The following is a 20,784-nucleotide window of genomic DNA, read 5'->3' as shown; positions in this document are numbered from 1 at the left end:
GTATCCTGCGGTTAAAAATTCATCGGAGATGTCCATTCCGTGTTGCTAAAGGGGAGCGTGAACGGACAGGGGTGTCCGCCAACATAGGTTGCGAATGAGGCATTTTGTTCACCAAATAAAATTGTTCATGATTCATGAACAAAAAGAGGGCGTGAACAAATGAATGAAAAAGCGTTCCTGACTCTTGCAATCGATAATCTGCCTGCAGATGTGCAAATGATTAGACCATTAAAGCTGTACGAACTGATTCAGGAGAGTGGCCCGATCAAGTGAACCGCCACGCTCCTGGACCGGGAAGGGCATTTCTATCTAATTTCAGAATACGGGGCCATTGAAGAGCATAGGCTGTTTGATACACCGGAAGTTGGGGATAAAGTAGACGGGGACATCTTCAGAATGGGCGCCATGTTGCTCAGTCAGGATGTTGCCTTAATTTGTCCACCGGACATCCTGAAGGAATTCAGTTTGCTGAACAGAGAAAAACTCATCGACGCAGTGATACGTCAGCCACAGTGTGAAGATACAGGCGTGATTGAACAGAGTTTGCGGGACTTTCTGTCCGGTATTTTCGAATAAAATTCTCTCCTGCGTTGTGATGACATTTGACCTGTGTTCTCCTTCCCGTCTTATTTATCTCCACGAATTATTTACCCAAAACGTGAAGGGAGTCATAGGGGCTGGTCAAGGAGAGACAATTTCGGTTAGTTAAGAATTATCCCCTGCCAAAGCGATGCCGTATACTCGACTCAAGCAGAGACAACAGGTCAGATTCATCAGTGGGTTTTGGAAACATTCTGATGGGTTAACCAGGAACCGTTGTCTGCGCTGTAATTTATCCGGGATATGAGGGTTTCATCATGGAAAAGAAAGTCATTTATTTGTTTTGTTCCGCCGGAATGTCTACCTCGTTGCTGGTTTCTAAAATGAAAATCCAGGCCGAGAAATACGAAGTACCGGTCATTATCGAAGCATTTCCTGAAACACTGGCTGCCGAAAAAGGCTCTGCCGCCGATGTGGTTTTACTCGGGCCGCAAATTGCCTACATGCTCGACGAAATCAAAAAGGTATTGCCGGGCAAGCCGGTTGAAGTGATCGATTCAGCCCTCTACGGCAAAATTGATGGATTAGGTGTACTGAAAGCAGCAGTGGCTGCGATCAAAAAAGCAGCAGCGCAGTAATCTTATTTTTCCTTATTGTTAAATTGAACGTCTTTATATTGAAATGTTTAAGTCAAAGAGAACTCCAGTCAAAGAGCGAATTTCATACCCTGGCCGCCGGATGGCGGCATTAAAGGAAAATACCAATGAGCAAAGCCATTGATTCACTTGAAAAGATACTTCTTCCTTTTGCCGTCAAAATAGGTAAGCAGCCGCATATTAATGCCATTAAAAATGGTTTTATAAAATTAATGCCGCTGACCCTGGCGGGCGCCATGTTCGTATTAATTAATAACGTATTCCTGAACTTCGGTGCCGGTTCTTTCTTTTATTCTTTAGGCGTGCGGTTGGATCCGTCAACCATTGAAACGCTGGCCGGATTAAAAACGATTGGTATTAATGTCTACAACGGCACATTGGGTATTATGTCGCTGATGGCGCCCTTCTTTATAGGGATGGCATTAGCGGAAGAGCGAAAAGTCGATTCGCTTTCCGCAGGCTTACTAGCCGTTGCTGCTTTCATGACCGTCACCCCTTATAGCGTGGGTGAAGCCTATGCGGTCGGTGCAAACTGGTTAGGTGGCGCGAATATTATTTCCGGCATGATAATCGGTCTGGTTGTCGCCGAAATGTTTACCTTTGTTATTCGCAGAAACTGGGTGATTACGTTACCCGCAAGCGTTCCCACGTCGGTTTCCCGTTCCTTCTCCGCATTAATTCCGGGCTTTATTATTCTGTTCTTCTTCGGGGTCATTTCCTGGTTGCTGGGACTGTACGGTCATAACTTCCACCAGATTATTATGGATTCTATTTCCAAACCTCTGGCGGCTATGGGCAGCGTAGTGGGCTGGGCGTATGTGATTTTCAACTCCCTGCTGTGGTTCTTCGGTGTGCATGGTTCACTGGCGCTGACCGCGCTGGACAACGGCATCATGACCCCGTGGGCGCTGGAAAACATCGCGTTGTATACCGAATACGGCTCTGTCAGTGCGGCGATTGATGCCGGTAAAACCTTCCACTTCTGGGCCAAACCGATGCTGGATTCTTATATCCTGCTGGGCGGTTCCGGGGCGACGCTGGGGCTGATTATCGCCATCTTTATCGCATCACGCCGTGCAGATCACCGCCAGGTGGCCAAGCTGGCACTGCCTTCCGGCATCTTCCAGATTAACGAGCCTATCCTGTTCGGTCTGCCGATTATTATGAACCCGGTGATGTTTATCCCGTTCGTACTGGTTCAGCCGATACTGGCCGCGATTACACTGGCGGCTTACAGCATGGGCATTATTCCACCGGTGACCAACCTGGCGCCGTGGACCATGCCGACCGGTCTGGGCGCATTCTTTAACAGTAATGGCAGCATCGCCGCCCTTTTCGTGGCCCTGTTCAACCTCGGCATCGCCACACTGGTTTATATGCCATTCGTTATCCTGTCGAACAAAGCGCAGGCGATTATCGAGGAAGAAGAAAGCGAAGAAGACATTGCCGCAGCACTGAAATTTTAATCTGAACGGGTAGCGGCAGGGCAATCTGCCTGCCGCTACCCGGCAAATCACGGAGAGATAAAGATGATGGATTTAGACAGCATTGTGGATACCGAAAGCGAAATGCAGGATCTCGAAGAAGTGGTGATGGGGTTAATCATTAACTCCGGACAAGCCCGCAGCCTGGCGTATTCAGCACTGAAAAAAGCCAAAGAAGGCGATTTTGAGCAGGCGCGTGCGGTCATGGCGCAATCGAGAATGGCGCTCAACGAAGCGCATCTGATACAGACCAAACTGATTGAAGAAGATCAGGGCGAAGGCAAAACCAAAGTCAGCCTGGTGCTGGTTCACGCGCAGGATCACCTGATGACGTCCATGCTGGCCCGTGAACTGATTGCAGAACTCATTGAGCTTCATGAGAAAATAAAATAACGTAGGGAACCATCATGCAGCCATCGGTACTGAGTATGGAAATCAAGACAGCGCGCGAAAATCAACTCTTCGACGGTCAGAATTTCCACATGTTTATCTACAATAAGGTAGAGAGCATCTCCGGGCTGCATGAGCACGACTACTACGAGTTCACCCTTGTCCTGACCGGCAGGTATTTCCAAAACGTTAACGGTAAACGGGTGTTGTTAGAACGTGGCGATTTCGTTTTCATCCCGCTGGGTTCCAATCATCAAAGCTTTTATGAATTCGGTGCCACGCGGATTTTAAATGTCGGGATCAGTAAGGCGTTTTTCGAACAGCATTATTTATCTTTATTACCTGCCCACTTTGTTGCCTCGCAGGTGTATCAGATAAAGACGGAATTCCTGACTTATATTGAGTCTGTCATTGCCTCACTGAATTTTCGTAACGGTGAGTTCAATGAATTTCTGGAAATGGTGACGTTTTATATCGTTAACCGGTTACGTCATCACCGGGAATCTGAAGTCACCCCTGATATTCCCGGCTGGCTGAAAACGGCCATTGAGAAAATGCATGATAAAGCGCGGTTTGGTGATAAAGCATTATCAACTATGGTTGAGCTTTCCGGAAAATCGCAGGAATACCTGACCCGCGCGACGCAGCGACATTACGGTAAAACGCCGATGCAGATTATTAATGAAATCCGCATTGATTTTGCCAAGAAACAGCTGGAGATCACCAACTACTCGGTCACGGATATTGCATTTGAATCCGGTTACAGCAGCCCGAGTATGTTTATTAAAAACTTTAAAAAGCTGACTTCTTTTACGCCGAACCATTACCGGAAGAAGTTATGCAGCATTAATTAATACCGGATCATTCAATAATATTTCTGTCTTAATTTGCAGTGCATGATTATTGCACGGGAGTTCCTATGAGTAAGAAACTGAAAGTCGTCACTATTGGTGGCGGGAGCAGCTATACCCCGGAATTACTGGAAGGCTTTATTAAGCGTTACGACGAGCTGCCAATTACTGAATTATGGCTGGTGGATGTCGAAGGCGGAAAAGAGAAGCAGGATATTATTTTCAATCTTTGCCAGCGTATGATTGAGCGCGCCGGTGTGCCGATTGTGATGCATAAAACGCTGAACCGCCGCGAAGCGCTGGTGGACGCTGATTTCGTCACCACGCAGTTGCGCGTTGGTCAGTTAAAAGCGCGTGAGCTCGATGAACGTATTCCGCTGAGCCACGGTTATCTGGGGCAGGAAACCAACGGGGCAGGTGGCTTGTTTAAAGGGCTGCGCACTATTCCGGTGATTTTTGACATCATTAAAGATGTCGAAGAGATCTGCCCGGACGCCTGGGTGATCAACTTCACCAACCCGGCCGGTATGGTCACTGAGGCGGTATTCCGTCACACCCAATTCAAAAAATTTATTGGCGTCTGCAACATTCCTGTCGGCATGAAAATGTTCATTCAGGATGTGCTGAAACTGACTCCGCAGGACGATTTGTCCATCGACCTGTTTGGTCTGAACCACATGGTGTTCATCAAAGATGTCATCGTGAACGGCGAATCACGCTTTGCTGAACTGCTCGACGGCGTGGCGTCGGGTACACTTACCGCCGGTTCGGTGAAAAACATCTTCGACCTGCCGTTCAGCGAAGGCCTGATCCGCTCGCTGAACCTGCTGCCGTGTTCTTACCTGCTGTACTACTTTAAGCAGAAAGAGATGCTGGCGATTGAAATGGGTGAATTCTACAAAGGCGGCGCGCGTGCCACCGTCGTGCAGAAAGTCGAGAAACAGCTGTTCGACTTGTACAAAAATCCTGACCTCAACGTGAAGCCAAAAGAGCTGGAGCTGCGCGGCGGAGCCTATTATTCCGATGCGGCCTGCGAAGTGATCAGCGCGATTTACAATGACAAGCAAACCGAGCAGTACGTCAATTTCCCGCACAACGGGCATATTGATAATATTCCGGCGGACTGGGCGGTCGAAATGACCTGTACTATCGGTCGTGACGGCGCGAAACCGCATCCGCGCATCACGCATTTCGATGAAAAAGTGCTGGGGCTTATCTACACCATCAAAGGTTTTGAGATTGCCGCGAGCAATGCCGCCATCAGCGGCGAGCTCAATGATGTGCTGCTGGCGATGAACCTCAGCCCGCTGATCCATTCCGATAAAGATGCCGAAATACTGGCGCGCGAAATGTTGCTGGCACATGAAAAACTGCTGCCGAATTTTGCAAAAACCATTGCCGCGTTAAAATAACCCGCCGCCTTCCCGCAAGGGAAGGCGCTTCAACAGGGGTGTTTATGGATAAATTACTGATTGTGAATGCGGACGATTTCGGGCTCTGCAAGGCGCAAAACTACGGGATCATTGAGGCGTTTACTCACGGCGTGGTGCGATCCACCACCGCGATGATGAATGCGCAGGGCAATGAACATGCTGCGGCACTCAGCAAAGCTTGTCCGCAGCTGGGCGTCGGGATGCACTTTGTATTGACGTTAGGCCGTCCGCTTTCGCCCATGCCAAACCTGACCCGTGAGGGCGAACTGGGGAAATGGATCTGGGAAATGGCCGAGGCCGGAACCTTGCCGCTGGATGAAATCGCCCGTGAGCTGGAGTGTCAGTATGGTCGTTTTATCGAATTGTTTGGCAAAGCGCCGACACATATCGACAGTCATCACCACGTGCATATGTTCGCGGCAATTTTCCCGATAGTGGAAGCTTTTGCGAAAGAAAAGGGCATTCCGGTGCGTATTGACCGCGACGAAATCCGCAAAGGTGAAATTGCGCTGTGTGGCGCGAAAAGTACCGACGGTTTCGACAGCTCGTTCTATGGTGATGCGATTTCAGAAGCGCTGTTTCTGCATACCCTGGACAACGCGACACTGCGCGGCGACCGTTCTGTGGAAATCATGACGCATCCTTCATTTATTGATAACACGATTCTGGGGAGTAAATATTGCTATCCGCGTCTGGCGGAGCTGGATGTGCTGACCTCAGAAACGTTGAAGTACGCCATTACAGAACGCGGATTTCGCCTGGGATCGTTTAACGATTTTTAGGTCGTCGTGTATCAAGGCCGTCGTGGGCACATTGCTCAGCGCGGCCTTTTTTTAGCATCATCGCCGGTTCGGTACTTTCGGCATCGCGGATAAGAGGGTTTATTTAACGTTCATTAATTTGATGTGGACTCAGGGGGCCTTGCCGGCCGGATTGATCACGGGCTGCTCTGTGACTTCATTCCATTTTAATCCAAGGAAAAACCCTGCTGAACATCATCAGTACGTGAGTACTGCTTACTCGAGCGGCAGTGACAGTAATACTTTTTAGTTAGGACCTATCCCGGAGTGAACTGAATCTTCTGAATATCTTCTGATACGGGTAATAAAAGAAGGGGGCCGCGAAGGGCAAGACATCTTAAGTTGAGTTTTTGTGCCCGCGAGCGACAAATCTTAATCGTGTCTTGTTAACCGGTTACCTTCATTCACCCTACCCGCTGAAGCGGGTAGGGTCTGTTTCCTTTAACGTTAGTTCGCATGTATGCCTGGCAGCCACCCGTGGTATCGGTCTTTTTTTAGATGTCTTGGATGCGCGTAGCGAACGGAAGGGGACTGATTTTTTAAATTAAGGCGATAACGTCACAATTGACAGAGTTGTGATCAGGATCTGCACCAAAACTTTGAGTGCGAGCGTTTTATGATCAAGCATAGGTGCTTCTCTCGCCATAGAGACTCACTATAATAATAATGCAATCTGTACCCATTTAACCGTTCACTGACCTCCTACCCATGTCAAATCCCAAAGTGAACGGTTCTTTATCCCCGAGTCTGACATCCCCCTATCACCGGCACAACGCCGCGCTCTCGCGCGTCTTGTCATTATGCTGCTGCCCGTTTGGTTTTCGTTCAACCTGTTTTTTCGGGGGGCCGGCGAGTCTCTTTGTGCGTCTTTTTCTTATTTACTGACGGTTTTTCTCTCTCGTTGTCGTTTTGGCTTCGCTGCGTATTTTCCATCTGGCGTCCCCTGACGGGACGGGCTGTCGTGCACCGAGCCAGCGCGCTGTCTTGGCCCTGCGGGTTTTCATCCCTGACGCCCTTGATGCTAGCAGCGGCCGATGGCCACGCCGCATTCACTGGCCTGCGCAAGGCTCCAGCCGCTTTTGCGCAACCACGATTCGGGCCGCTCGTCGTCGTTGCGAAGGTATCTGCTCCGTCCACCATGATGTGCTCTCCCGCTAAGTCCCTCTCGCCGGGGCTGAAGAAAACACAGTCGCGGTCTCCTCCTCCAGGGTATATGAACTCCCCCAAAACTTTTTGCAGGCAAAAACTTTTGTATCCGCCCTGGACGGTTTACCTCGTCCGTGTTTCAGGCGCCCACGCGGCGAAGGAACTCAGCAGGAGATATGACAAAACCGGGCTGGCCTGAAGCCGGATACCACAAAACGTCAACACCGCGGCTCCATAATCTAACAGAAGATATGGGCTGCAAAACAGATGAATGAAGGAGATAAATCATGGCAGAACGTGGCGTAAACAAAGTGTTGTTGATCGGCAATCTGGGGAAAGCACCTGTCATTCGCTACATGCCTAAGGGCGGGGCGGTCGCTAACCTTTCTCTGGTCACCTCTGAGCATTGGCGTGACAAAGCGACCGGTGAGCAAAAAGAGAAGACAGAATGGCACCGCGTGGTAGTGTTCGGCAAGCTGGCTGAGGTGGCCAGTGTCTACCTGACCAAGGGGGCAAAGGTGTATATCGAAGGGCAATTGCAAACACGCAAATGGCAGGATGAGCTCGGCGTCGAGCATGACACCACGGAAGTCATCGTCAAATCGCGCGGTACGCTGCAGGTGCTGAGCAATCTCCGACAGGGCGGCCGTCCGTCGGACAGTCAGGCATCCGCGCTGGCGACTCGGATGGCACAACCAGTGGCAAAAACCCCTCAGGCATCCAAAGGCAATCTTCCGGTGCATACCGCTCCCACAGGACAATCGCCGCATGCCGTAGATTTTGATGATCTACCGTTCTGATGCTGACACCTGGAGCCGTATGCCCCGCGAAAGCGGGGCATACGCTAACCGAGGAAGTGCGGAGACTCATCATTCTCCTGTTTTTGCAAAGGCGGATGACATGATATGACCAGTAGAGAAGTATTAACGATTGCCAGAATGCACGCGATGATACTGGCAGCAAACTGGAACAGTGCGCGGGGAGACTCACCGCTGTGTCCAGGGATAGGGTGCTGGCCCGCCAACTGCAGTAGGATCTCGGGCCTAACAATGATTTCGTCGGCTGTGCGCTCGTCACCCAGACTGTCGCCGCGCGCCGCATACCCTGTCGTTAACGCACGTCTGATTTAAGAAGGCGTAGCAACGACCCATTTAAGTTACGCCGACAATTTCACGTTCCTCTCAGGAAGGGATAAATTTTACTGAACGGATTGTTGTCATTGCGGATCTCCATCGGAAAGGGTATTTGAATTTTGCATCCTGTTGTATTCGCGAAAAACTTCATCAAGTTCGTTAGTTTTGTTCGTTTAAGATGTCCGAAATATATTCAGACGTTTCTTTTAATTGTGGCTCCTGTTCGATAAATTTTTCCTTATTAGATGCGCCATGCTGTGACCTGTAGATGTCCGGGATCTGTGGGGGATTGACATACTCCTCACCCTGAAGGACAGGGAGTATGTCAATGAGGCCCTAAATTTACTGGGGGCGATATGATACTTTTCTCATGCTTAATTACGGTATAAGTTGCATAGACTTTGGCCGCATAATTGAAGCGTATTTTGGCCTGCGCTCTATTCTTTTTAAATCCTGCGTTATAAGCACCGACAGAATTCCAATTCACCCCCCATCGGTTAAAGGCAATAGCCAGATAATAAGCGCCCGTGTAAATATTCAGACATTGGTTATTATATAAATCATAGGGGGTGATCCCAAGCCGAGATAAAGAGAGAAAGTTATGAGAGTGGATCTGCATCTCACCGATGGCGTAATTATCCGGACCGACGAAATTAATGGCATGGGGCTTCATTGATGATTCGCGCAGCGCGATTGCACGAAGTAGATCAGGGTCAATATGGTAATCCCTGCCTGCCCTGTCAAAACAATCCGTAGCGTGGACGTTCATGCTGGTCAAAAAGGTAAAGCATAATAATACACAACGCATTCTTATTTTCCTTTCTTCAGGCTGTGCCTGATCCTTACAATTTCCCCCATGGGTTGCCAAGCACGATAATTCATAAATCCAACGAAGATGTCAAAATTTTGGGATATATTTCCCAGCTCGAGTGGTTTCACACCCCACGCAAAATGATTATCTTAGTGGTTACTGCTAATTTTCAATGGGTTAATTATGAGATATTGCGCTCACTTGCATTGTGATACGTTATTCTGACTTGCCAGAGACTCTATGCCAAGTTGTGGCAGAGGCTAACAAGAGTTAGTGGTGAATCGAATTTTCAAAATCAGTAATTTGTGAAAGCTTGACTCTAGGGTTAAGTCATGTAATAACCCGTCCGTTGAGTTGTATTTAACGTGTAACTGTTTTCGAGTTGAACCTAGAGTCATATTCCAAGATGAAAGATAAGTAGCCTATTAAGGTCAGTGCAATTGATTTGAAATGAGGGAATATTTAATCATGGCCAGAATACAAGCGTATGTCAGCGATGAAGTGACCGAAAAGATAAACCTTATTGTCGAAAAGAGAAGAGCCGAAGGGGCAAGAGAGAAAGATGTCAGCTGTTCAAGTATCACGGCGATGTTAATTGAACTCGGCCTGAGGGTGTATGACGCGCAAATGACAAGGAAAGCCTCTGATTTTAATCAAATGGCGTATAACAAAATACTTCTTGAGAATGTTTTGAAAACACAATTTGCGATGTCGAAACTGCTTGGCATAAATTCGCTGAGCCCACATGTAGCGAATATTCCTAAATTCGAATATAGAACGATGGTGCCTAAAATTATTGATGATGTACATGAAATTATTTCTGGTTTATTTCCTGCCGAAGAGCTTGATGAATAGACCACCTACTGAACGAGTTTCTCCAAGCGCTCGGCAGAAATACATCGTCAAAAAAACTGGGCAGGGTCTTGGGTCACGGCTTCTGAATGACGTGTCAATAGGCTCACCCCATTTGATCAGGTCGAAAAACATGCTGCGTCCCTTATGTTTTGACACTCTCCTCTGATTGTAAAGGGCGGTTTTTATGTGTGCATATGCACGAGAACGGGATCACTCGTTATCATTTCACCAAACTGACTCACTGAATTGCCTGAAGGAAGCCATAAACTATTTATCTTATCCTGTTTGTATTCATAATAATAATGGCATGTTTGTCCTGCATAATGAGTATTTTGAAAACGAATTACTGAAAAATCACAATACCCCCGCTGAATGGTTTTCTCATCTGCCGCAGGAAATAAGTTATGCACTGTCCCGGGCAGAGCTGGAAACGTTAAGCCATATTGAAATGATGACGCTTTTAGATTCGGTGAATATCGTAGGCGAAAACTGGAGTGTGCATTTTCAGATACTTTCAGTTCACAGGGAGTTATTGTGCATGTGGCATTTTAATAAAATAAAACACCGGCAGAATGCGATCTGCTTAGGACGCTTTTCCTATAAGCGAATGGAAAGTTTGGTGATGGACTTTCGCGAGCGCTGTGGTCTTAATCACTGGAATGTACATAATCTCCATGTGTCAGGTCTGAGTCACGAGTCTATCTCGAAAATTCTTTCTATCTCACCGGGGACATCAAGAAATATTATTTCAGATATCCATGCATCTTTTAATACCAATTTAAGGGATGAACTCATCATCTCAACCTTTGCGAGTGGGCAAAATATCACTATATCTAAAAATGTGGCGCAATTAATTAAAAAGCATGTAAGGAAGTTGTTATAAAACTCATGACGCCCTGTCATTGTCTTTTTACGAGCAGGATGGGATTATTTTGATAATGAGCAAGGGAAAGGGAGTGACAAAATTTGGTTCAGAGGAATTCGCGACCTGCATTAGGTAATGCGGTAATGGTCAGATTAGATGACGTTACCAATACCCGCCTTATTAATGCTAAAAATCGAAGTGGTCGAAGTAAGTCTAATGAGATGGCCCTCAGGCTTAAAGACCATCTGGAAAGGTTTCCTGATTTCTATAACTCGGAATATGCGGAGGAAATGCTAAATCCTAAACTCAACGGCCATCATGCTAAATAGATCATCCATTATCAATAATAATTCAGAGAGTTGAGGGCGTTATTATGAACACCTCTTTAAAGGTTCAAGCCACAGCGGTATCGGAAAACAAACTTTATTCTTATCCCCGTTTATTTCTTCTGAAAAAATCACTTATTGCCATGAAAACCCTTCTGCCTGCCGCCGTTCTGGCAGCATTTTTTCCCGATGTGGTCATTGCGGCCGGTGCCGGTAAGGACTTAATGCAATCGGGTGATGCGTCCGTGAAGGCCACATTTGGCAGTGACTCAAGCATTGTTAAATGGGTCGTTCTGGCCGAGGTCCTGGTCGGTGCCATCATGTACATGATGACCAAAAACGTAAAATTCCTCGCGGGCTTTGCCATTTTGTCGGTCTTTATTGCTATCGGCATGTCCGTAGCCGGCTATTAGTGAGGAAAATGCGTATGACGGACGGCGAACTCAAAAAATACCGTTTCCCTGCGACATTGAGCAATCAGACTCGCTGGTTCGGACTCTATCTCGATGAGCTTTTACCCACCGCAACCTGTCTTGGTTGGGGGCTGCTTACCGGTAAACAACTTTTTGGTTTGGGGGCGGCAATATTGTCGTTCTGGGCAGTCAAAAGACTTAAAAAAGGGCGGGGCAGTACCTGGCTGCGCGATTTAATTTACTGGTATATGCCAACGGCCATATTAAGAGGTGTATTCCACAGCGTCCCAGACTCCTGCTTTCGGCAATGGGTTAAGTAACTTTTCAAGGAGTGAACATGGAGCACCGTGCCCGCCTGAGTACACACCGCGTGTTAGCCATCGGGTTTACCTGTATGGGCGTATTTTTATTACTGAGCCTTGTGACAAACATTATTCAGGGGACAAATAACCATCGCTTGCAGAATGAACAAAAAGTCGCCGTAACGCCCATGTTATTTGATGCGCCGTTTGCGGTCTCTCAAAATCAGTCCGATGCGTCATATCTGCAACAACTGGCATTGTCCTTTATTGCCTTACGCCTGAATGTCACCCCGGAAACCGTGGAAGCGTCGCACGCCGTGTTATTGGCTTTCGTGAAACCCGCCGCCCAAAACGAACTGAAAGTGACACTCGCTGAAGATGCAAAGCGCATTAAAGCCAATAACGTCAACTCTGCGTTTTATCAAACCAGTGTAAAAGTGTTCCCTGCCAGCAATCGGGTCGATATCCGAGGGGAGCTTAAAACTTGGATTGGAAATTCCCAACCTTATACGGAGTTGAAACATTATGTTCTGGAACTTAAGCGTGAAGATGGGATCACTTGGCTGTCACGTTTTGGGGAGGTTGAACATGAAAAGTGATAAGTGGGGGCGGTGTGTCGCAGTGGCCTTGTCTCTTGGCCCTTGTGGTGCATTCTCTGCTGCGGTGAGCGTATCTCCCACTCTTGTGCCATTGAATAACGGGGGGCAGGTCAGTCTGGTTGTCAGTAATACCGATCCCAACCTGTTGCGCGTGGCAGGCGACCGCGTGATCGCCATTAACAGCCTGGACGGTGAACTGACCCGTGAAGAAAAAACTGACAGCGGTGGCGTGGTGCTCTCCACACTCAAGAAAAAACCTTTTACCTTCATAATTGAAACTCAGCGGGGACTCAACATCTCAATACAGGCTCGCCCTCACGCAGGCGCAGGCTGCACGATTGAGCTGGTCAATAAACGGGTTAGGGCAGAGGAGGACGCAAAAGTTTGGGAAGAGTCAGCACCCTATCAGTCCGTACTGGTTATGCTCAATAGAGCAGTACGCAATGGCTCGCTTGCACAAGGTTACCAGTCCGTTTCCGTCAGAAATGAAAGCATCTCAGTACCAGAGGGTTTGCAGGCGGTGCCTGAAAAAGCTTGGGTAGGCCATCATCTTAAAATCGTTCGCTACACGCTGACCAATTTGCTGCCCCATCCGAAACCCATTGAAGAAGATAATTTCTTTCAACCCACTACTCGCGCCGTGATGTTCGCCGAACCCATGACGCAGATTTTGCCGGGTGGGCGCCTGCAACTCTATGTCACGAGCTCCGAGGAAACGGATTGATGAATATCAATAGCCTCGTTAAACGTAAACAACTTCTGTGGTTGAGCCTGGTAGCCGCAACGGTCGGTACAGCCATTGCCGCCGGATGGTATTTATCAGATATCGACAGACCCGTAAACGCGTCGGATGAGAATCAATCTGAGCCTGCGCCAGATATGACGGGCGTGGTTGATGCAACCTTTGACGAAAAGGTTCAGCAACACGCGACAACAGAAATGCAGGTTGCCCAGTCAGAAATGACGAAGGAGTTTAAGCGCATTGATGAAGAGATCGAATTATTAAGCAAGGGGCGCTTGGAGGATCAAAAACAGCTAGAACAACTGGCCAGTCAAAACGCTAACCTGAAAACCGCGCTAGGTAACCTGGGTCATACCCATGCCGACGAATCTGCGACCCTGCAACCTGCACCCTTACCGGGACCTGAAGGAGACCCCCAACCGCTTATCTTTCCCCCTGAAGGTCGTAAGGGCCAGGTTCCACCCCCCACGTTCTTTTACCCGGGCGCAGACGCCACGCCGCCGCCTCAGATACGTGATCAACCGATTCCTGTGCCTAATCGGATCATTCGAAAGACGTTTCACTATGGCGAAGCCAAGAAGGCCAAAACATTGCCCTATATCCCGTCGGGGAGTTTTGCCAACGCGGTATTAATTGAAGGGGCTGATGCTAACGCTTCAGTGACGGGCAACGAATCTACCGTGCCCATGGAACTCCGGCTCATCGGTAGCGTCGAGATGCCAAATAACAAAACCTTTGACCTGACTGGATGTTTTGTCGGTCTGGAAGCCTGGGGAGATGTGTCCAGTGAGCGCGCGATTGTTCGCACACGCAATATCAGCTGCCTGCGGGGTGGTAAGACGATTGACCAACCAATCAAAGGACATGTCAGTTTTCGGGGGAAAAATGGCGTTAAAGGCGACGTTGTTATGCGAAATGGCAAAATTCTGGGTTGGGCTGGCGCCGCAGGATTTCTTGATGGGATCGGCGAGGGAATGAAAAGTGTGGCGACGCCTTCGGTGGGCATTGGCGGTTCAGCCAGTATTGGGGCAGGAGATGTCTTCAAATCAGGCCTGGGGGGCGGAGGCAGTAAGGCAGCACAGTCCCTGAGTGACTATTACATAAAAAGAGCCGAACAGTACCATCCCGTGATTCCGATAGGGGCAGGTAACGAAGTGACCGTGGTGTTTCAGGATGGGTTCCAGTTAAGGACTATTGAGGAGGTAGAGAATGAAAAAAGTCAGAGCAGACACCCTCACACGTCGAAAGATCCTGTGAGGGTGCCAGGGCCTGAAACTCCAGGAGACATGAACGGATTGAATACCGATCAGATGCTGCAAACACTGGGAGAATTGGATCCCCGGCAGTTTATGCCAAATGATGAGTAACGCATTCAAGGAACCCAATTGTGTGGTTGAGGGAAATAGAGCAAGTCGTACTTCTTCAAACTTTATAGTGACATTCCCATCTGACTTTATAAATGGGTGAGTGTGGACCATTGATAAAATATGCACTTTGTTCATAAATTGAAGTGGCATGTGTGAAAGGTTAAATATGTATTTTTATTAGGGTTTACATTTGTTATCCATGATTTATTGAAAAGCTTTTGATTAAGAGTTGCTTCCCGTTATGAATAATGTCGGTGAAAAAGTCTAGGTGACAAATCAGGTATAAAGGAAATCTTCTATAGAAGGTTAAGTCAAAACTTGCGGCGGTTCATTTCGTCTTAATTTATGGAAGGATACTGCATGAAATGCTTTGTATATAATGTCATAGGCATTGTCTTATTGCTCTCAGGATGCGCCGGGACGAGCAGCGAATTTACGTGTAATGCGAAGACCACTGATGCTTGCTTGACGATGCAACAAGCTAATGAAATTGCCCAACGTAAAGAAAAAAAGTCATTAACCAAATCCGGTGTCAATGCCCTGCTATCCCCGTCAGAGAGAGGAATGAATTCTTCCTCAATGATAAAAGGACCGCAAACGAAAATGTCCTTTTGGCCTGCTGCACGCGCGTTTAATCATCCCGCCCCCAAAAAAGGAGGCATCCAATGGGTGAGGGCACTCCACGCAGAAACCGCGGTGAACATCGCCGGCCAACGGCGTTCTTCTCGACCTTCGCGCGTGAGTGAGCAATTGGCCATGCTACGGATAGCGCCCTATGCCGATAAAGACGATATCTATCACCCGCCCAGCACTGTGATGTTTGTGGTCGCGCCTGCTCACTGGGTTGGAACCCTTTTCCCCTAATGCTGATTGGCGGATGCCTGCAAAGGCCACAGAGTATTGCGCATAATTTGTAATTTATCGCGGAAGCACACAGTTTTGTTCATAAGTGGGCGGTAGCGTGTCCGGATATTTTTATCAGGAGAGACAGAAATGGCAGATAAAGTCGATGAGGCGCAGGCATTCCTGCAATATCAAACCGATATACAAATTAGCAATATCAGGAAAACAGTTAAAACTACAACGCCATCTTTATTTGAATGTGAGAATTGCGGTGCTGAAATACCTCTTAAACGGCGAATAGCCGTGCCGGGAGCTTCACTTTGCGTTGAGTGTCAAAGGATAGCTGAGATAAAAAACAAACATGTTTCAACAGATTTTTAGGTTAATGCTGGGCGTGTTTTATCTTTTTCCGCACGATGAGCGATGAAATAGGGTTTCACGATTTAAACCATTGGGGAATGGGACCCTATCGATATTCATAATTAATAAAAGACTGCGCGCTCATTCAGTGGAAATAAACACAGTGATTATGACGCTATGCAGAGTTAGAGAAAATAGGAATTTCAAGGATAACGAGAGGGAGAAAGCGTGTTAGAAAAAATAACGAATGCGGCCAATTCATTACTCACGGCACTTAAACTGCCTGAGGGATCCACCTCTGCGAACCAGCAATTGGCGAATATGCATTTTCCCCAGTTTAGTCGGTTGCTGCCCTATCGTGATTACGATAAAGAGACCGGGCTGTTTATGAATGCTGGCAGTATGGGATTCATGCTGGAGGCGCAACCGTTGGTCGGGGCCAATGAGCAAATTGTGAAATCGTTGGAAAATTTGTTGCGCACCAAAATGTCCCGGGGGATCCCCCTATCAATTCATCTCATGTCGAGTAAGCAGGTTGGCGAGCAGATCGCCTTCGGTCTTAAAGAGTTCTCCTGGTCCGGCCCTAAGGCAGACAAATTCAATGCCATCACTCGAGCCTATTACATGCGGGCGGCTCAAACGCGTTTCTCCCTCCCACAGGGACTGGATTTACCTTTAACGCTGCGTCATTACCGTGTATTTATTTCCTGCTCCGTCCCCTCGAGGAAAAAGGGCCGGGCCGATGTTATCGAACTGGAAAATCGCGTAAAAATTCTCCGCGCATCGCTCCAAGGGGCACGTATTTACACCCGCCCGATTGATGCCGAGGCATTCATCAATATCGTGGGTGAGATGGTCAATCATCAACCCGACCAGCTTGCCAGGCCACCTCGTCCGCTCGACCCTTATATGGATTTGAATTACCAGTGCGTTGATGACACCTTCGATTTAGGCGTGAAGGCGGAATATCTTACCCTCGGTTTACGCACTGGCCAGCGTCAGAATACCAGCAACGCGCGCGTGATGAACTTTCAGCTGGCTCGTAACCCCGAAATTGCCTTCTTGTGGAACAGTGCGGACAACTACAGCAACCTGTTAAATCCAGAGCTCACCATCTCTTGCCCCTTCATTGTCACCCTCACGTTGATGGTCGAAGATCAGGTGAAGTCCCACAGTGAAGCAAACCTCAAGTATCTCGATTTAGAGAAAAAATCTAAGACCTCTTACGCCAAATTTTTCCCGAGCGTGGAGCAGGAGGCCAAAGAGTGGGGCGAACTGCGTCAACGTCTTAGCGGGAATCAGTCCTCAATTGTGTCTTATTTCATGAATATCACGGCGTTTTGTGAAGAAGATAATGAGAAAGCACTCGCCTATGAGCAGGACATTCTTAATAGCTACCGAAAAAACGGTATTGAACTGATCACGCCGCGTTTTAATCACCTGCGTAATTTCCTCATCTCACTTCCCTTTATGGCCGGGGGTGGCTTATTTAAAGAATTACAGGCAGCAGGCGTTATCAGGCGGGCCGAAACGTTCAACGTGGCTAACCTGATGCCGGTCATCGCCGACAGTCCGTTAGCCCCATCGGGCCTGCTGGCACCCACCTATCGCAATCAACTGGCGTTTATTGACCTCTTCTATCAGGGGATGGATAACACCAATTTTAATATGGCCGTATGTGGAACCTCGGGGGCGGGAAAGACGGGCCTTATCCAACCCCTTATCCGCAGCGTTCTCGATACTGGGGGCTATGCATGGGTGTTTGACATGGGCGACGGGTATAAGTCCCTGTGCGAAAACATGGGAGGCGTCTATCTCGACGGCGACACACTCAAATTTAATCCGTTTGCCAATATTCAAGATATAGATCTTTCTGCCGAACGCATTCGCGATCAGCTTTCTGTCATGGCCAGCCCTCATGGCAATTTGGATGAGGTGCATGAAGGTTTGCTCTTGCAAGCCGTGAAAGCGGCCTGGTTGAGCAAATCCAACCGAGCCCGTATTGATGATGTGGTCGATTTCCTGAAGCAGGCTAAAGACAGCGAGCAATATGCCCAGTCCCCGACCATCCGCAGCCGCCTGGATGAAATGATCGTTTTACTCGACCAGTACACCCTGGCGGGCACTTACGGCAGATACTTTAACTCAGACGAACCGTCGCTTCGCGAAGACGCCCGCATGGTTGTGCTGGAATTGGGCGGGCTTGAGTCTCGGCCATCCCTGCTGGTGGCGGTGATGTTTTCACTCATCATCTACATTGAAAATCGCATGTACCACTCGTCGCGTAGCGTGAAAAAACTCAACGTGATCGATGAAGGCTGGAAGTTGCTGGATTTTAAGAATAACAAAGTCGGCACGTTTATTGAGAAGGGATACCGTACCGTTCGCCGGCATAACGGTTCTTACATCACGATCACCCAAAACATTGTGGATTTCGACTCGCCGGAAGCCTCCAGCGCGGCGCGGGCAGCTTGGGGTAACTCTTCGTACAAAATCATTCTTAAACAGAGTGCGAAAGAGTTCGCCAAATACAACCAGCTTTATCCCGATCAGTTCACGCGTCTTGAGAAAGATATGATCGCCAAATTTGGTTCGGCCAAAGACCAGTGGTACAGCTCGTTCATGTTGTCCGTCGAAGCGCACTCTTCCTGGCACCGGCTGTTTGTCGATCCGCTCAGCCGAGCCATGTACTCCTCAAAGGGTGAAGACTTTGAGTTTATTCGACGTAAACGGCAGGCAGGTGTGGAGATTCATGATGCCGTCTATGCGCTGGCCTGCCGAAACTTCTCTGAGGAAATGAACGCGTTAGAACACTGGGTGCAAGCCCATGAAAAATGGAGCGTGGCATCATGAAAGACGTCTTCCCCGCACACTCGACCTTTACGGGTCGCAGACATGACACCTTGACCGTGGCTTGCTTCCTGGCGGCGTTGATCATCAATGCCGGTGTGAGTTATGCGATCACGATTTGGCAGACCCGGGAGACAGTTTCATTTGATATGAAACGCACTGTGGATGCGTTTTTTGACAGTGCCAGTCACAAAAATCTCAGTGAGGAACAGTCCAAAGCATTATCTCAACGGTTCAATACTGCGCTGGAAGGGAGTTTGCGGGCCTTCCAACGAGAGCACCACGTGCTCATCATGGTGTCACCCGCCGTGGTGCAGGGGGCGCCGGATATCACGCGGGATATTCAACGCGATATTGCCCGCCGCATGCGGGAGGGTGGCCGCGAATGAAAATGTCCGTAGGCTGGTTGAGTTTATGTTTGTTGTGTCAGGGCAGCACAGCCGGCGATTTAGGCACTTGGGGAGACGTGTATCCCGTGGCGGAGAAAGATATGTTGAATCTGATAATCGAACGTATCGAACAGCTTGAGCACTCCGCGGGGTGGCCAAAATTGAGGGAGAGTTTCTTTCACCGGGTCATTGACCACAGTGAACGCCCGTCACCCGTCAGGGGTATAAACCGAACGCGACAATACGCATCGCGGTACTTTGATCCCAGCGTGCGAATTGCGGCCGATCTCAAAGACCAACAGGGACGCATATTTGCCCGTCAGGGGGAGGTCATCAATCCGCTTAAATTCGTCCCCTTTATGCAGACACTCTATTTTATCAACGGCGATGACCCTTTGCAGGTTGCCTGGATGAAACGGCAACAGCCTAAAACGGTACAGGTCAAAATTATTCTGGTGAGGGGGGATATTCCCAAAACATCCGTCGCGCTCGACAGCCGTATCTATTTCGATCAAAACGGAAAGCTGTGCGAACGTTTCGGTATAACAGAGGTGCCAACGCGTATTACCCCCGTGCCAGGCGGTGAACGTCTGTATATCGAAGCCGTGCCGGCGGAGCGTCAGTCATGAAACTTACCCTCATAATCTGTCTGCTGATGCTTATTTTGGGAAACGTGGCCCCGGCAGAGGCCGATGCGGCGTGCGAAGGGCGTTTTGTTAACCCGATCACCGATATTTGCTGGAAATGTCTTTTTCCCCTTTCAATTGGCAGTATCCAGGTCAGCGGGGGTGACGTGCCCGACACCGGTAACCCCGGCATGCCGATCCAGTTATGTCCCGCACCGCCGCCCCTTTTTAAGCGTATCGGGATTGCGATCGGCTATTGGGAGCCGGTGGCGTTAACCGATGTGACCCGCGCCCCCGGCTGTATGGTGAATCTGGGGGGGATCAGCATCAATCTTGGAAAGACACAGACCGGTACCGCAGGCCAGAGCGATAAAGACGCCGCCGGGGCCTTTTACCATGTTCACTGGTACAAATATCCGCTGACCTATTGGCTCAATATCATCACGTCTGCGGGGTGTCTGGAGGGAGGCGATATGGATATTGCCTATCTGTCTGAAATAGATCCGACGTGGGTAGACAGCAGTCTCACCACGATTTTAAACCCCGAGGCCGTCGTCTTTGCGAATCCTATCGCCCAGGCGGCCTGCGCGGGCGATGCCCTCGCCAGTGGCTTTCACCTCCCGCTTGATGCGCTTTTCTGGTGTGCGGGTTCTCACGGCTCGATGTACCCGTTTAATGGCTGGGTGAGTAATGAATTCAGCCCGTTACAGTCCTCGGTGCTGCTCAGTGAACGGATGGCTTACAAGCTGCACCGGCAGGGTCAGATCATGGAGACTGTCGGTAAGGATACGTCGGTCTGCTTTGAGTATCCCTCACCCATTCTTCCCAAGGAACGGTGGCGTTATCAGATGGTCAATATGTATCCCGACAGTACACGCTGCCATCCGCTGGGCAGAAGCGTGATGCGCTGGGAATCCGGACATAACGCCCCCAACAGCCGCAAAAATTTCGGATATCTCATGTGGCGTAAACGTAACTGCGTCTTTCTATAAGAAGGAGTGTG

22 protein-coding genes are annotated in these 20,784 nt (G+C 48.9%); 21 read left to right on the top strand and 1 reads right to left on the bottom strand.

Going from position 1 to position 20,784, the window contains the following annotated elements; translation table 11 throughout:
* Window positions 1–857 precede the first annotated feature (857 nt).
* From J1784_RS07370 to ssb, 7 genes are all read left to right on the top strand, one after another.
* The gene (locus tag J1784_RS07370; RefSeq protein ID WP_120132376.1) at window positions 858–1,178 is read left to right on the top strand and encodes a PTS sugar transporter subunit IIB; all 321 of its coding nucleotides are present in this window, start codon (window positions 858–860) and stop codon (window positions 1,176–1,178) included.
* Window positions 1,179–1,303: 125 nt separating this feature from the next.
* Window positions 1,304–2,662 (top strand): PTS N,N'-diacetylchitobiose transporter subunit IIC, encoded by a 1,359-nt coding sequence (gene chbC / locus J1784_RS07365; protein ID WP_120508654.1) that lies wholly within the window; start codon window positions 1,304–1,306, stop codon window positions 2,660–2,662.
* 63 nt (window positions 2,663–2,725) lie between these two features.
* Window positions 2,726–3,073 carry a PTS N,N'-diacetylchitobiose transporter subunit IIA gene (gene chbA, locus J1784_RS07360; RefSeq protein WP_119825055.1) on the top strand — a complete coding sequence of 116 codons (348 nt, stop codon included), beginning with the start codon at window positions 2,726–2,728 and terminating at the stop codon, window positions 3,071–3,073.
* Window positions 3,074–3,087: 14 nt separating this feature from the next.
* Entirely contained in the window at window positions 3,088–3,924 is an 837-nt protein-coding gene (gene chbR / locus J1784_RS07355) for a transcriptional regulator ChbR (RefSeq protein ID WP_217148630.1), read from the top strand.
* A 65-nt stretch (window positions 3,925–3,989) separates the two neighbouring features.
* Window positions 3,990–5,333 (top strand): 6-phospho-beta-glucosidase, encoded by a 1,344-nt coding sequence (locus J1784_RS07350; RefSeq protein ID WP_217148629.1) that lies wholly within the window; start codon window positions 3,990–3,992, stop codon window positions 5,331–5,333.
* A 44-nt stretch (window positions 5,334–5,377) separates the two neighbouring features.
* Window positions 5,378–6,136, top strand: a complete 759-nt coding sequence (chbG, locus tag J1784_RS07345) for a chitin disaccharide deacetylase (protein ID WP_217148628.1) — start codon at window positions 5,378–5,380, stop codon at window positions 6,134–6,136.
* A 1,451-nt stretch (window positions 6,137–7,587) separates the two neighbouring features.
* The gene (gene ssb, locus J1784_RS07340) at window positions 7,588–8,100 is read left to right on the top strand and encodes a single-stranded DNA-binding protein (protein WP_217148627.1); all 513 of its coding nucleotides are present in this window, start codon (window positions 7,588–7,590) and stop codon (window positions 8,098–8,100) included.
* Window positions 8,101–8,758: 658 nt separating this feature from the next.
* On the opposite strand, the gene J1784_RS07335 is transcribed toward ssb, so the two are convergent.
* Complete coding sequence (locus J1784_RS07335; RefSeq protein ID WP_476655298.1) at window positions 8,759–9,247, bottom strand: transglycosylase SLT domain-containing protein; 489 nt, start codon at window positions 9,245–9,247, stop codon at window positions 8,759–8,761.
* Between the two features lie 465 nt (window positions 9,248–9,712).
* Between J1784_RS07335 and traM the strand changes: the two genes are divergently transcribed.
* From traM to traU, 14 genes are all read left to right on the top strand, one after another.
* Entirely contained in the window at window positions 9,713–10,099 is a 387-nt protein-coding gene (traM, locus tag J1784_RS07330; RefSeq protein WP_120508660.1) for a conjugal transfer relaxosome DNA-binding protein TraM, read from the top strand.
* 184 nt (window positions 10,100–10,283) lie between these two features.
* Entirely contained in the window at window positions 10,284–10,982 is a 699-nt protein-coding gene (locus tag J1784_RS07325; RefSeq protein WP_120508661.1) for a hypothetical protein, read from the top strand.
* A gap of 125 nt (window positions 10,983–11,107) precedes the next feature.
* Complete coding sequence (locus J1784_RS07320; RefSeq protein WP_120508662.1) at window positions 11,108–11,293, top strand: TraY domain-containing protein; 186 nt, start codon at window positions 11,108–11,110, stop codon at window positions 11,291–11,293.
* A gap of 44 nt (window positions 11,294–11,337) precedes the next feature.
* On the top strand, window positions 11,338–11,703 hold the full coding sequence (gene traA / locus J1784_RS07315) for a type IV conjugative transfer system pilin TraA (protein WP_217148625.1): 366 nt from the start codon (window positions 11,338–11,340) through the stop codon (window positions 11,701–11,703).
* Between the two features lie 14 nt (window positions 11,704–11,717).
* Window positions 11,718–12,023 (top strand): type IV conjugative transfer system protein TraL, encoded by a 306-nt coding sequence (traL, locus tag J1784_RS07310; protein WP_420803957.1) that lies wholly within the window; start codon window positions 11,718–11,720, stop codon window positions 12,021–12,023.
* A 17-nt stretch (window positions 12,024–12,040) separates the two neighbouring features.
* Window positions 12,041–12,604 carry a type IV conjugative transfer system protein TraE gene (gene traE / locus J1784_RS07305; RefSeq protein ID WP_120508665.1) on the top strand — a complete coding sequence of 188 codons (564 nt, stop codon included), beginning with the start codon at window positions 12,041–12,043 and terminating at the stop codon, window positions 12,602–12,604.
* Window positions 12,594–13,328: a type-F conjugative transfer system secretin TraK gene (gene traK / locus J1784_RS07300; protein WP_217148623.1), complete on the top strand. Its 735-nt coding sequence runs from the start codon at window positions 12,594–12,596 to the stop codon at window positions 13,326–13,328. Before traE ends, traK begins: the two co-directional genes overlap by 11 nt.
* Complete coding sequence (gene traB / locus J1784_RS07295; RefSeq protein WP_217148622.1) at window positions 13,325–14,713, top strand: F-type conjugal transfer pilus assembly protein TraB; 1,389 nt, start codon at window positions 13,325–13,327, stop codon at window positions 14,711–14,713. Before traK ends, traB begins: the two co-directional genes overlap by 4 nt.
* 360 nt (window positions 14,714–15,073) lie before the next feature.
* Window positions 15,074–15,577, top strand: coding sequence for a type IV conjugative transfer system lipoprotein TraV (gene traV / locus J1784_RS07290; RefSeq protein WP_217148621.1), 504 nt, complete (start codon window positions 15,074–15,076; stop codon window positions 15,575–15,577).
* A 129-nt stretch (window positions 15,578–15,706) separates the two neighbouring features.
* A complete protein-coding gene (locus tag J1784_RS07285) occupies window positions 15,707–15,937 on the top strand; it encodes a TraR/DksA family transcriptional regulator (RefSeq protein ID WP_217148620.1) in 231 nt (76 codons plus the stop codon).
* A gap of 207 nt (window positions 15,938–16,144) precedes the next feature.
* Window positions 16,145–18,769, top strand: a complete 2,625-nt coding sequence (gene traC, locus J1784_RS07280) for a type IV secretion system protein TraC (RefSeq protein ID WP_217148619.1) — start codon at window positions 16,145–16,147, stop codon at window positions 18,767–18,769.
* A complete protein-coding gene (gene trbI, locus J1784_RS07275; RefSeq protein WP_217148618.1) occupies window positions 18,766–19,155 on the top strand; it encodes a type-F conjugative transfer system protein TrbI in 390 nt (129 codons plus the stop codon). The genes traC and trbI overlap by 4 nt, the downstream gene beginning before the upstream one ends.
* Entirely contained in the window at window positions 19,152–19,784 is a 633-nt protein-coding gene (traW, locus tag J1784_RS07270) for a type-F conjugative transfer system protein TraW (protein WP_217148617.1), read from the top strand. The genes trbI and traW overlap by 4 nt, the downstream gene beginning before the upstream one ends.
* A complete protein-coding gene (gene traU / locus J1784_RS07265; RefSeq protein ID WP_217148616.1) occupies window positions 19,781–20,773 on the top strand; it encodes a conjugal transfer pilus assembly protein TraU in 993 nt (330 codons plus the stop codon). Before traW ends, traU begins: the two co-directional genes overlap by 4 nt.
* Window positions 20,774–20,784: the final 11 nt, after the last annotated feature.

This window comes from Rahnella ecdela, from assembly GCF_019049625.1.
GTDB classification, from domain to species: Bacteria; Pseudomonadota; Gammaproteobacteria; order Enterobacterales; family Enterobacteriaceae; genus Rahnella; species Rahnella ecdela.
Note: the sequence above shows the minus strand (reverse complement) of the source record. Positions and strands in the feature narration are given on the sequence as shown.

Coding starts and splice junctions, on each gene's coding strand:
- traU (WP_217148616.1), top strand. CDS start 19,781: ATGAAACTTACCCTCATAATCTGTCTGCTGATGCTTATTTTGGGAAAC.
- trbI (WP_217148618.1), top strand. CDS start 18,766: ATGAAAGACGTCTTCCCCGCACACTCGACCTTTACGGGTCGCAGACAT.
- chbC (WP_120508654.1), top strand. CDS start 1,304: ATGAGCAAAGCCATTGATTCACTTGAAAAGATACTTCTTCCTTTTGCC.
- chbA (WP_119825055.1), top strand. CDS start 2,726: ATGATGGATTTAGACAGCATTGTGGATACCGAAAGCGAAATGCAGGAT.
- ssb (WP_217148627.1), top strand. CDS start 7,588: ATGGCAGAACGTGGCGTAAACAAAGTGTTGTTGATCGGCAATCTGGGG.
- traM (WP_120508660.1), top strand. CDS start 9,713: ATGGCCAGAATACAAGCGTATGTCAGCGATGAAGTGACCGAAAAGATA.
- J1784_RS07350 (WP_217148629.1), top strand. CDS start 3,990: ATGAGTAAGAAACTGAAAGTCGTCACTATTGGTGGCGGGAGCAGCTAT.
- traL (WP_420803957.1), top strand. CDS start 11,718: ATGACGGACGGCGAACTCAAAAAATACCGTTTCCCTGCGACATTGAGC.
- chbG (WP_217148628.1), top strand. CDS start 5,378: ATGGATAAATTACTGATTGTGAATGCGGACGATTTCGGGCTCTGCAAG.
- traV (WP_217148621.1), top strand. CDS start 15,074: ATGAAATGCTTTGTATATAATGTCATAGGCATTGTCTTATTGCTCTCA.
- J1784_RS07285 (WP_217148620.1), top strand. CDS start 15,707: ATGGCAGATAAAGTCGATGAGGCGCAGGCATTCCTGCAATATCAAACC.
- J1784_RS07370 (WP_120132376.1), top strand. CDS start 858: ATGGAAAAGAAAGTCATTTATTTGTTTTGTTCCGCCGGAATGTCTACC.
- J1784_RS07325 (WP_120508661.1), top strand. CDS start 10,284: ATGTGTGCATATGCACGAGAACGGGATCACTCGTTATCATTTCACCAA.
- traK (WP_217148623.1), top strand. CDS start 12,594: ATGAAAAGTGATAAGTGGGGGCGGTGTGTCGCAGTGGCCTTGTCTCTT.
- J1784_RS07320 (WP_120508662.1), top strand. CDS start 11,108: ATGGTCAGATTAGATGACGTTACCAATACCCGCCTTATTAATGCTAAA.
- traW (WP_217148617.1), top strand. CDS start 19,152: ATGAAAATGTCCGTAGGCTGGTTGAGTTTATGTTTGTTGTGTCAGGGC.
- traE (WP_120508665.1), top strand. CDS start 12,041: ATGGAGCACCGTGCCCGCCTGAGTACACACCGCGTGTTAGCCATCGGG.
- chbR (WP_217148630.1), top strand. CDS start 3,088: ATGCAGCCATCGGTACTGAGTATGGAAATCAAGACAGCGCGCGAAAAT.
- traA (WP_217148625.1), top strand. CDS start 11,338: ATGAACACCTCTTTAAAGGTTCAAGCCACAGCGGTATCGGAAAACAAA.